The organism is Pseudomonas sp. 478 (assembly GCF_003254125.1).
Taxonomy (GTDB): domain Bacteria; phylum Pseudomonadota; class Gammaproteobacteria; order Pseudomonadales; family Pseudomonadaceae; genus Aquipseudomonas.
Genome location: NZ_QKZG01000010.1, coordinates 242,559 through 253,408, shown reverse-complemented (window position 1 = coordinate 253,408; position 10,850 = coordinate 242,559). Strand labels below are relative to the sequence as shown.

General features: G+C 58.5%; 11 protein-coding genes. 3 read left to right on the top strand and 8 right to left on the bottom strand.

Features of this window, described 5'->3' with window-relative positions:
- The first annotated feature begins 336 nt into the window (after positions 1–336).
- The 3 genes from DFS28_RS21925 to DFS28_RS21915 all read left to right on the top strand — a co-directional run bounded on the left by DFS28_RS21925 (position 337) and on the right by DFS28_RS21915 (position 2,338).
- Complete coding sequence (locus tag DFS28_RS21925) at positions 337–681, top strand: hypothetical protein (RefSeq protein WP_008156734.1); 345 nt, start codon at positions 337–339, stop codon at positions 679–681.
- Between the two features lie 406 nt (positions 682–1,087).
- Positions 1,088–1,501: a DUF4398 domain-containing protein gene (locus DFS28_RS21920; RefSeq protein ID WP_111451410.1), complete on the top strand. Its 414-nt coding sequence runs from the start codon at positions 1,088–1,090 to the stop codon at positions 1,499–1,501.
- Positions 1,502–1,546: 45 nt separating this feature from the next.
- A complete protein-coding gene (locus tag DFS28_RS21915) occupies positions 1,547–2,338 on the top strand; it encodes an OmpA family protein (protein WP_111451409.1) in 792 nt (263 codons plus the stop codon).
- A gap of 219 nt (positions 2,339–2,557) precedes the next feature.
- On the opposite strand, the gene DFS28_RS21905 is transcribed toward DFS28_RS21915, so the two are convergent.
- The 8 genes from DFS28_RS21905 to DFS28_RS21860 form a co-directional block, all read right to left on the bottom strand.
- Positions 2,558–2,887, bottom strand: coding sequence for a hypothetical protein (locus DFS28_RS21905; protein ID WP_111451408.1), 330 nt, complete (start codon positions 2,885–2,887; stop codon positions 2,558–2,560).
- Entirely contained in the window at positions 2,884–3,798 is a 915-nt protein-coding gene (locus DFS28_RS21900; protein ID WP_008156743.1) for an alpha/beta hydrolase, read from the bottom strand. Before DFS28_RS21900 ends, DFS28_RS21905 begins: the two co-directional genes overlap by 4 nt.
- A gap of 178 nt (positions 3,799–3,976) precedes the next feature.
- Positions 3,977–5,254 (bottom strand): flavohemoglobin expression-modulating QEGLA motif protein, encoded by a 1,278-nt coding sequence (locus tag DFS28_RS21890; protein WP_111451406.1) that lies wholly within the window; start codon positions 5,252–5,254, stop codon positions 3,977–3,979.
- 37 nt (positions 5,255–5,291) lie between these two features.
- Entirely contained in the window at positions 5,292–5,846 is a 555-nt protein-coding gene (locus DFS28_RS21885) for a hypothetical protein (RefSeq protein WP_111451405.1), read from the bottom strand.
- Positions 5,847–5,993: 147 nt separating this feature from the next.
- Complete coding sequence (locus DFS28_RS21875; RefSeq protein WP_033053548.1) at positions 5,994–6,698, bottom strand: TetR/AcrR family transcriptional regulator; 705 nt, start codon at positions 6,696–6,698, stop codon at positions 5,994–5,996.
- 114 nt (positions 6,699–6,812) lie between these two features.
- Positions 6,813–8,315 carry a lysine--tRNA ligase gene (gene lysS / locus DFS28_RS21870; protein ID WP_111451404.1) on the bottom strand — a complete coding sequence of 501 codons (1,503 nt, stop codon included), beginning with the start codon at positions 8,313–8,315 and terminating at the stop codon, positions 6,813–6,815.
- 71 nt (positions 8,316–8,386) lie between these two features.
- A protein-coding gene (gene prfB / locus DFS28_RS21865) for a peptide chain release factor 2 (protein ID WP_111451403.1) occupies positions 8,387–9,482 on the bottom strand; the annotation gives its coding sequence in 2 pieces (ribosomal slippage) (positions 8,387–9,409 and positions 9,411–9,482; 1,095 coding nt in all).
- Between the two features lie 321 nt (positions 9,483–9,803).
- Positions 9,804–10,805, bottom strand: coding sequence for a PleD family two-component system response regulator (locus DFS28_RS21860; protein WP_111451402.1), 1,002 nt, complete (start codon positions 10,803–10,805; stop codon positions 9,804–9,806).
- Positions 10,806–10,850 lie beyond the last annotated feature (45 nt).

Sequence of the window (10,850 nt, the reverse complement as noted above, 5' to 3'; positions counted from 1 at the left end):
GAGAGATCCTCCTTCGGTAAAGAGAGCGCCCCGGCAAGTTTAGACTCGCCGAGGTTCTCGCCGGGCTGACCATCTCATTAGGGGCAAGAGCCCTTTGGTTACTTTGGGGCTTTTCCAAAGTGACTCGCTGTAAAAGCGAAACCGCCAGCCGCCATCACCGCAAAAACGGATATACACCCAATCCCCCCAATGCCCCCCCAGCGCCATAAGACGACGAAGGGACTTTAAACCTTGGGCGTTAAAGCTAGTCTGAAGAGTAAGCCGTACAACGGCTGCAGCCGGCGATTGCCGGACACTGACACTGCCTGCCACGAGCAGGTGCGCATTGAGGTCACTATGAAAATCCGCGAGCTTGCCCATCACTGGGAAGAAAACGCCAAGGGTCGCCTGACCGACACCGGATACTCGATACATCTGGATGTGGAGGCCGCCGCACGGCTGGCAGCCATTATCGAGATGTACCCCAAACGCCAGCCCGAAGAACTGCTCGGCGAACTGATCGGCGCCGCCCTGGAAGAGCTCGAAAAAAGCTTCCCATACGTAAAGGGCTCGACCGTCGTGGCCACCGACGAAGAAGGTGATCCGCTGTACGAAGACATCGGTCCGACTCCCCGTTTTCTCGCATTATCCCGTCGTCATTTGCACGATTTGTCGGCCGTCGACGACAAACAGAAACACTGAATTTCCGCCGAACCTGTGGGAGTGGCGGTGCGACGATTCGACTTGCTCGCGAAAGCGGTGCGTCAGTTAACATTTGTTTCAACTGAGACGGATTCTTCGCGAGCAAGTCGAATCGTCGCACCGCCGCTCCCACATTGGCGTGCATTTCCCTTCGACAATTGCGTACTCCCGACCCTATAGCGAGTCGGGAATACCGCTTCGCATCGCCAAAATCCCCAAGTTAGAGCCTTGTCCGTTCGGTCAAAGTTTTTTCGGGCAATGGGCCATATTCTCTGAACTTTCGAAAAACACCACGGGTCACACCCATTAACCACGCCTGGGACGGCCGTTTCAAAACACCCACGGAAATTGAAGGTTGCGGCTCCATACCCAGGATGGATTTTTAAGTTTTTCAGGAGTTATTCCAATGGAGTTGAAGACCATGAAAACCCGAACTGCCAAATCCTCGTTCCCCCCTCTGCGTAGCCTGAAACTGGCTGCACTGGCCATCGGCAGCAGCCTCGTTCTGGCCGGTTGTGCCGGTAATCCGCCAAGCGAGCAATTCGCCGTGACGGAATCGGCGGTCAACAGCGCCGTCAGTGCCGGCGGTACCGAATTCGCGGCAGTGGAAATGAAGTCCGCGCAGGACAAGCTCAAACAAGCCGAAATCGCCCTGCACGACAAAAAGTATGACGAAGCCAAAGTCCTGGCCGAACAGGCCGAGTGGGACGCTCGCGTGGCTGAGCGCAAAGCCCAGGCGATCAAAGCTGAACAGGCTGTGAAGGACTCTCAGAAAGGTGTTCAAGAACTGCGTCAGGAAAGCCAGCGCACCGTTCAATAAACGGCCGGCACGACGCACTTCTTACTCGATTAAAAGGACGAAACCATGACCCGTAAACAATTGATGATCCCTGCCCTGCTGGCCGCAAGCGTTGCACTGGCCGCCTGCTCCACGCCGCCGAACGCGAACCTGGAACAGGCCCGCAGCAACTACACCGGCCTGCAAACCAACCCGCAAGCCAGTAAAGTCGCGGCGCTGGAAACCAAGGAAGCCAGCGATTACCTGGACAAGGCCGACAAGGCTTACCAGGACAAAGAAGACCAGGCCAAGGTCGATCAACTGGCTTACCTGACCAATCAACGTGTTGAAGTGGCGAAGCAGACCATCGCCCTGCGCAACGCCGAAGCCAATCTGAAAAATGCTTCCGCGCAGCGTGCCCAGGCTCGTCTGGATGCCCGCGATGCGCAAATCAAGCAATTGCAGGACAGCCTGAACGCCAAGCAGACTGATCGCGGCACCTTGGTAACGTTCGGTGATGTGTTGTTTGCCACTGACAGGGCTGACCTGAAGTCCAGCGGTCTGGTGAATATCAACAAACTGGCGCAGTTCCTCTCGGAAAACCCTGATCGCAAGGTGATCGTTGAGGGCTACACCGACAGCACGGGCGCCGCAAACCACAACCAGTCGCTGTCCGAGCGTCGTGCCGGTTCCGTGCGCATGGCACTGGTGAAAATGGGCGTTGATCCGGCGCGCATCGTGGCGCAGGGTTACGGCAAGGAATACCCGGTGGCCGAGAACAGCAGCGTCTCGGGCCGTGCGATGAACCGTCGGGTGGAAGTGACCATTTCCAACGACAACCAGCCGGTGATCCCGCGTTCGGCGGTCAGCTCGAACTAAGCATCACCTGCTGAAACACAAAAGCCCCGCCTGATCAGATCAGGCGGGGCTTTCTGTTTGGCAAACACCACCCCCTGTGGGAGCGGGCTTGCTCGCGAAAGCGGTTTAATACTCAACATCTCTGTTGACTGACACACCGCTTTCGCGAGCAAGTCGGATCGCCGCACCGCCGCTCCCACACTGGATCTTTGGTGGTCACAAAATTTTGTATGAGTTGGGTTATTGCTCGAGCTTCTGCGGGGTTTCCTCACCCATGCAGCGCACCGCTTTTTTCTTGTTGTTGACCAACACGCCGCTCAGGCCTTTCTGTTCGGTGTCGAACATCACCAGCACGCCATCGATGCACTGCGCGACTTGCGAGGCCGGCTCCAGGGAGACTTTGTAGTCTTCGCCCGGCACCGTCTTGAGCATGGTGAAGTCGCTGAGCAGCAGCGCATCTTCGGGTTTGGCGAAGTGCAGGTAGCCGTAGAACCACAGGGCTCCGACGGTGCCGAGGATGCTGCAGATACCGGTGATGATCAGCGGGATGGCGTTACGTTCTTCACTCATTGCGGACTCTCTGGTGGTTCATCTTCAGAATTTTTCGGCGCCGGGTAATTCGGGACTTCACCCAGGCGGCGCAGACCGTTGAAATGCTGCGGGTCATCGAGAAAACGCAGCATGACTTTGCGCCAGACCGGGTCGGCGAACGTCTGCACATGACCGCCACGGGTCAGTTGCAGCACCCGCGGCGGCGGCGCAGCTTGATACAGACGGATGCCGTTGGAAAGGGGCACGATCGGATCGTCGATGCTGTGGTAGATCAGTTTCGGCACGCCATTGAGTTGCGCCATGGAGTTGATCGCGCTGTCACCGTCCGGCACCAGCCAGGACAGCGGCACCTGGAACGTCCAGAAAACCCATGAGTTACTCAACGCAAAGCGGCCGACACTGCGATAACTGGCAGGCACGCCGTCAAGCACGAAGGCCTTGAGTTGCTTCTGCCGTTCGGGGTGTTGAACGAGATAGTGAACGGCCATCGAACCGCCGAGGCTCTGACCCAGAAGGATCAACGGCTTGCCCTTGACCTCCGGCGCCTGGTCGAGCCATTTGAACGCGGCGTCGATGTCCTGATAGATCGCCGGCAAACTCGGTTTGCCTTCAGACAGCCCGTAACCGCGATAGTCCACCAGCAGCACTTGATACCCTTCTTTCGGCAACCACCAACTGCCCCCAAGGTGCATGGGCAGATTGCCGCCGTTACCGTGCAAATGCAGCACCGTGCCTTTGACCTCGACCCCTTGTTTGGCCGGCAACCACCAGCCGTGCAGCTTGAGGCCATCAGCGGTGGTCAGGGTGACGTCGCGGTATTCGAGTTTGGCTTTTTCCGGGGTGAACAGCTGGCCGGGCTCGGGGTAGAACAGCAACGAGCTGCAGCCGCTCAAGGTCAAGAGAAGGCAGAAGAAGCCGAGGATTCTCATCCGATGAAACCTCGCGAAGTGTGGTTGAAATACGGACCAAATGTGGGAGCGGCGGTGCGGCGATCCGACTTGCTCGCGAAAGCGGTGTGTCAGACAACAGAAATGTTGAATGTTAGACCGCATTCGCGAGCAAGTCGGATCGCCGCACCGCCGCTCCCACATTTGAACGGCGTACACGTTAGAGGATATTGGAGTAATCCGCTTCGATCCGGTCCAGGCTCAGGTGATTGAGGAAGTTGGAGAAGCACATCCACGCCGACAACGCGTTCAGGTCACGGAACTGATCCGGCAAATACTTCGGTGGCACCACCAGCCCTTCGTCCACCAACTGACGCAAGGTGCGCATGTCTTCCAGCGTGGTTTTGCCGCAAAACAGCAGCGGTATCTGCTCAAGCTTGCCTTTACGCACGGCCAACTGAATGTAGTTGTAAACCATGATAAAGCCCTTGAGGTAGGACAAGTCTTTGGTAAATGGCAGACCTGTCGGCACCGAGCCACGGAACACCCGACTGGCATTGCCGTAGCTTTCGGCCATTTCAAAGCCTTGCTCGCGGAAGAACTCGAAGATCTGCAGGAAGTCCGCGCCCTCTTCCACCATGTGAATGGCGCGGGTGCGGTTGGTCAGTTTGCGCAGGCGGCTCGGGTACGAGGCGAAGGTGATGATTTCCATCAGGATCGCCAGGCCTTCCTGAGTCACTGTCGACGACGGCGGGCCTTTGGAGAGGAAGGTGCAGATCGGCTGGTTCAGACCATTAAGCGTGGTCCCCACATGCACCAGCCCTTCGTGGACTTCCAGAGCGCGCACGTCACGCTCGTTGAACATCGCGTCGGCGCGGATCTTGATGTAGTCGGCGCCGGCCGCCGCATCGGCGACGATCCCGTCGGACTCGAATACGCGAATGGTTTCCTCGGCCTCGCCGAACACCTTGTTCAAGCGGGTTTGCAGCAGGTGGACGGCTTCCTTGGCGGTGAGGAGTTTCGGTTCGTCCTTCAGGTCGCCACGGCCATCGATGTTGTTCAGGTAATCCGAGAGCATCAGGCCCAGGTCGGAAAGAGTCGGATCGCCGGCGTGGAACGCGTCGGAAGCGGCACCGTAAAGCTCCTGTGAAATCAGCCCGAAATCCTCGGTGCCGCGCGCTTCGAGCATGCGCACCACCATCCGGTATTCCTTGCACATGCGGCGCATGATCTGGCCGACAGGGTTGAACTGACCAAGCTGTCGGGTGATGTCGCGCTCGATGTTCTGAAATTCCAGCTTCACCTTGCTGGAGTCGAACGCCAGCGGCCGGTTCAGGTAGTAATCGCGGTCCACCGCCGGCATTTCCTTGCCCTTGGCCTTGAGGAAACCCTTGCGGATGTTGTCGTCCCACTTCACCGCATCCAGGACGCGAATCGGCGTCTGCGCCAGCACAATGCGATCGGACAAAATGCGTATCGACTGCTGGTAATCGTCCACCCGAAACTCCTGTAGAAAAACCGTTTACGTGCTGGGTTTATTTGGCTTTGGCCAGTCGCTGATAGCGCACGGCCTCGACGAACACATCGGAATTGGCCGGGTCATCAAGGTAGGCGAAGACCTGGTCCAGAGTGTTGTTGATCAACACGCCGTCACCGTCGTCGGTCTGGAAGCCTTCGCCGTTGAGGACTTTTTGCCTCAGGGCCTGGTTGATCTGCTCGAGGTCGAGGTTATAGACCACCAGTTCATGCTTATCGGTGAGTTCAAAACCCAAGAGCGTGAAATGCCCACCGAATTGCGCCGGCACCTTGGCCGACAAGTACCAGCGACTGCCATGGCGAGTCACCGTGAAGGGACAGGCTTCACGCTCCTTGGGTTTAGCCTTGAAGTAGCTGACGGCCTGATAGTGATTGTCGCCCAGGCGCGTCAGCTCCAGATTGAGCGGCTCGCCCCAGGCGTTGGTGCTGGTCCATTTGCCGAGCAACCCTTTAGGCGCGGGCTCGCTCGAGGGCAGCGGCTCCTTGAAGGTCACCAGACAGCCGCTGAGCAGCAGGAACGACAAGGCGATCACAACGACACGCCAGGCTTTCATTCAACACTCCCTATGAACACACGCCGATCTAATGTGGGAGCGGGCTTGCTCGCGAATGCGGTTGAACATTCAATATGAATGTCGACTGACACACTGTCTTCGCGAGCAAGCCCGCTCCCACAGGGGTTGAGCGTACAACCCTGAGGATCACACCGACGCCAGCACCAAATGCATGTAGCGAGTCAGGATGCCGAGCATTTCGGCTTCGGCGACAGGCTCGGCGTCGTTGAGCAGGCCCTGATATTCCATCCGTCCGATAATCGCCGTCAACACTTTGGCATCCTGTTGTGGCTCGCGGGAACCCAACACCTCGAAAAAATGGCAGGTGCCTTGCAGAAGAATTTGCTGATGCGAGCGCACCAACACCGCCAGGCGCGGGTTCAACAGGGCTTCCTGACGGAACGCCTGCTCGGCCATCAAGTGTTCGCGACGGTTGTGCAATTGACGCTGCACATAATCGGCGGTCAGCCGCGCGATATCGTCGGCCAGCTGTGAACGGGACTCGGGGCTGCCATCGCCATAAGCAACCATCTCGCGCAGCAGGCCTTCGTTGCTGGCCCACAACTTGGCCATAAACGCCGCGCTGCGTTCCACGTATTGGGCAAAGGTATCGGTGAGCAGGTCATCGATGTCCTTGAAATAGTAAGTAGTGGCCGACAGCGGCACACCAGCCTCGGCGGCCACCGCGCGGTGACGCACGGCCCGCACGCCATCGCGCACGACAATGCGCATCGCCGCATCGAGAATGTCCTGTCGACGCTGTTCACTGCCCTGTCGGCTAGCCTTGCGACCCTGGTACTGAACACTTTCAGCGACCGCAGTGGCGACGTCCGCTGCACCCTCTTGAGCAATTGCACGGTTCACGACAGGTATTCCTCTCTTACTTGAAAAGTAACCAATTGATACGTTTGTACCAGACAGGCAATAAAAAGCCGCCTGTTTTAGGCGGCTTTTTTATCGAAACACTTACGCTTGTGGCCGCATGTGCGGGAACAGGATCACGTCGCGGATCGACGGGGAGTTGGTCAGCAGCATCACCAGACGGTCGATGCCGATACCTTCACCGGCCGTTGGCGGCATGCCGTACTCCAGCGCGCGAACGAAGTCGGCGTCGTAGTGCATGGCCTCGTCGTCGCCGGCGTCCTTGTCAGCCACCTGCGCCATGAAGCGCTCGGCCTGGTCTTCCGCGTCGTTCAACTCGGAGTAGGCGTTGGCGATTTCGCGGCCACCGATGAACAGTTCGAAACGGTCGGTGACGTTCGGGTTGTCGTCGTTACGACGGGCCAGCGGCGACACTTCGAACGGGTATTGCGTGATGAAGTGCGGCTGCTCCAGCTTGTGCTCGACCAGCTCTTCGAAAATCATCACCTGCAATTTGCCCAGACCTTCGAAGCCCAGCACCTTGGCGCCGGCCTTCTTGGCGATGGCGCGGGCCTTCTCGATATCTGTCAGGTCGTCAGCGGTCAGCTCAGGGTTGTACTTGAGGATCGAGTCGAACACCGACAGACGCACGAACGGTTCGCCGAAGTGGAACACTTTGTCGCCGTAAGGCACGTCGGTGCTGCCCAGAACCAGCTGCGCCAGCTCGCGGAACAGTTCTTCGGTCAGGTCCATGTTGTCTTCGTAGTCGGCGTAAGCCTGGTAGAACTCCAACATGGTGAATTCAGGGTTGTGACGAGTCGAAACGCCTTCGTTACGGAAGTTGCGGTTGATCTCGAAGACCTTTTCAAAACCACCGACCACCAGACGCTTGAGGTACAGCTCAGGCGCGATACGCAGGAACATTTCCAGGTCCAGCGCGTTGTGGTGAGTCTCGAACGGCTTGGCTGCCGCGCCACCCGGAATGGTTTGCAGCATCGGGGTTTCCACTTCCAGGAAGTCACGCTGCATCAGGAAACTGCGGATGTGCGCAATCACTTGCGAACGTACGCGGAAGGTCTGGCGCACGTCTTCGTTGACGATCAGGTCAACGTAACGCTGGCGATAGCGCTGTTCGGTGTCGGTCAGGCCGTGGTGTTTGTCCGGCAGCGGACGCAGGGACTTGGTCAGCAGGCGCACTTCAGTCATTTCGACGTACAGGTCGCCCTTGCCGGAACGCGCCAGGGTGCCAACGGCTGCGATGATGTCGCCCATGTCCCAGGTTTTCACCGAGGCCAGGGTTTCTTCGGACAGGGTTTTACGGTTGACGTAGACCTGAATGCGACCGGTCATGTCCTGGATCACCATGAACGAGCCACGGTTGAGCATGATGCGACCGGCAACCTTGACCGGAATCGCAGCCTCTGCCAGCTCTTCCTTGGTCTTGTCCGCGTACTGTTTCTGCAAGTCTTCGCAGTAGTTGTCGCGGCGGAAGTCGTTCGGGAAGGCATTGCCCTTGGCGCGCTCGGCAGCCAGCTTTTCCTTGCGCAGGGCGATCAGGGAGTTTTCTTCCTGTTGCAGGGCTTGCGGGTCGAGTTCTAGGTCGCTCATGTCTTTAAAAATTCCATCACAGGTTCGTTGCCCCCACCGGTGGCAGGGGACTTGAGGTCTTGACTGGCGGTTTACAGGCCTTGTTTCAGGCTGGCCACCAGGTATTCGTCGATGTCGCCGTCGAGCACCTTGTCGCAGTCACTGCGTTCGATGTTAGTGCGCAAATCCTTGATTCGCGACGCATCGAGTACATACGAGCGGATCTGGTGACCCCAGCCGATGTCGGACTTGGTGTCTTCCAGGGCCTGGGACGCGGCGTTACGTTTCTGCACTTCCTGCTCGTACAAGCGCGCCCGCAACATTTTCATCGCGGTGTCTTTGTTGGCGTGCTGGGAGCGTTCGTTCTGGCAGCTGACCACGGTGTTGGTCGGTACGTGAGTAATACGCACGGCCGAGTCGGTGGTGTTTACGTGCTGACCACCGGCACCGGAGGAGCGGTAGGTGTCGATGCGCAGGTCCGACGGGTTGATGTCGATTTCGATGTTGTCATCGATTTCCGGCGACACGAATACGGCCGAGAACGAGGTGTGACGGCGGTTGCCGGAGTCGAACGGGCTCTTGCGCACCAGACGGTGCACGCCGATCTCGGTCCGCAACCAGCCAAAGGCGTATTCGCCCTTGATGTGCACGGTCGCGCCCTTGATCCCGGCGACTTCACCGGCGGACAGCTCCATGATGGTCGCGTCGAAACCGCGTTTGTCGGCCCAGCGCAGGTACATGCGCAGCAGGATGTTGGCCCAGTCTTGAGCCTCGGTGCCGCCGGAGCCGGCCTGGATGTCCAGGTAGGCGTTGTTGGCGTCCATCTCACCGCTGAACATGCGACGGAATTCGAGTTTTTCCAGGGATTCGCGCAAACGCTCGACTTCGGCAGCGACGTCATCGACGGCGGCCTGGTCTTCTTCTTCGGCGGACATCAGCAGCAGGTCTTTGGCGTCGGCCAGGCCTGTGTGCATTTCGTCGAGGGTTTCGACGATCTGAGCCAGCAGGGACCGCTCGCGGCCCAGCTCCTGAGCGTACGTCGGGTTGTTCCAGACAGACGGATCTTCAAGCTCGCGATTGACTTCAGTCAGACGCTCATGCTTTTGATCGTAGTCAAAGATACCCCCGAATAGTTTCGGAGCGCTCGGACAGGTCCTTGATACTGTTAAGGATCGGGTTGATTTCCATGGCGGGCAGCACTCGTTGGCGAACTTTTGAAAGCCGGCGAGTATAACGTAAACAGGCTGTCACGGCAGCCCGCCTGGCGGCTTTAGCGGGTTCTTTATCGGGCTTGAGATCGCTGAGATCGCTCCCCCTCACCCTAACCCTCTCCCCAAGGGGCGAGGGGACTGACCTAAGTGTCTTGCGAAATACTGCGACCTGAAAATTCCGAGTCGAACTCAGGTTCTGAAAATCCCCTGATCGGCTCCCTTTCCCCCTCTCCCCCGTGGGGAGAGGGTTGGGGTGAGGGGTGGACTCAAGCTACAACACAGATACCAACCAGCCCTTTCACTCAATCCCGACCTGATTACGCCCATTGTTCTTCGCCAGGTAAAGCCCCTTGTCCGCCGCCAGGATCAATTGACGGCAATCGCCGCCCGGTTGCGGGGTCATGGTCGACAGGCCGATGCTGATGGTCAGGCTCGAACCTTCGGCCGGGAAAATATGCGGAATCTTTAGCGAAGCCACCGTCTGGCGCAATTTTTCCGCGACCAGTCGCGCGCCGCCCGGCGAAGTATTGGGCAGCACCAGAGCGAACTCTTCGCCGCCGTAACGGGCCGGCAGGTCCGAAGGTCGGGCGCTGGCATCACGAATCGCCGTGGCCACTTTGCGCAGGGCTTCATCGCCTTCAAGGTGGCCGAAGCTGTCGTTGTAGGACTTGAAGTAGTCGACATCGATCATCAGCAGCGACAGTTGGCTCTGGTCGCGCAGCGAACGGCGCCACTCAAGCTCCAGGTATTCGTCGAAATGCCGGCGGTTCGACAGCCCGGTCAGGCCGTCTGAGTTCATCAAGCGCTGCAGCACCAGGTTGGTGTCGAGCAACTGCTGCTGGCTGACCCGCAGCGCGCGATAGGCGGCGTCACGCTGCAGCAACGTCATGTAGGAACGCGAGTGGTAGCGGATGCGCGCCACCAGTTCGATGTTGTCCGGCAACTTCACCAGGTAATCATTGGCCCCGGCCGCAAACGCCGCGCTCTTGATCAGCGGGTCTTCCTTGGTCGACAGGACAATGATCGGGATATCCTTGGTCGCCGGATGGTTGCGGTACTCGCGCACCAGACTCAAGCCATCAAGACCGGGCATCACCAGATCCTGGAGGATCACTGTCGGTTTGATGCGGATCGCCTGGGCGATGGCCTGGTGCGGGTCGGCGCAGAAGTGGAAGTCGATGTTTTCTTCGTTCGACAACCCGCGGCGCACCGCCTCGCCGATCATTGCCTGATCGTCCACCAACAACACCATGGCGGCGTTTTCGTCGGTTTTGAAGTCGTCGAGCTGTAATTCAGTCATGGGCAGTCACCTGAGTACTACTTGGGCCAGATTGCTGTGAAAAGT

Excerpts from the sequence above, each read along its gene's own strand:
- DFS28_RS21925 (WP_008156734.1), top strand. The coding sequence starts at position 337 with ATGAAAATCCGCGAGCTTGCCCATCACTGGGAAGAAAACGCCAAGGGT.
- DFS28_RS21920 (WP_111451410.1), top strand. The coding sequence starts at position 1,088 with ATGGAGTTGAAGACCATGAAAACCCGAACTGCCAAATCCTCGTTCCCC.
- DFS28_RS21915 (WP_111451409.1), top strand. The coding sequence starts at position 1,547 with ATGACCCGTAAACAATTGATGATCCCTGCCCTGCTGGCCGCAAGCGTT.
- DFS28_RS21905 (WP_111451408.1), bottom strand. The coding sequence starts at position 2,887 with ATGAGTGAAGAACGTAACGCCATCCCGCTGATCATCACCGGTATCTGC.
- DFS28_RS21900 (WP_008156743.1), bottom strand. The coding sequence starts at position 3,798 with ATGAGAATCCTCGGCTTCTTCTGCCTTCTCTTGACCTTGAGCGGCTGC.
- DFS28_RS21885 (WP_111451405.1), bottom strand. The coding sequence starts at position 5,846 with ATGAAAGCCTGGCGTGTCGTTGTGATCGCCTTGTCGTTCCTGCTGCTC.
- lysS (WP_111451404.1), bottom strand. The coding sequence starts at position 8,315 with ATGAGCGACCTAGAACTCGACCCGCAAGCCCTGCAACAGGAAGAAAAC.
- DFS28_RS21860 (WP_111451402.1), bottom strand. The coding sequence starts at position 10,805 with ATGACTGAATTACAGCTCGACGACTTCAAAACCGACGAAAACGCCGCC.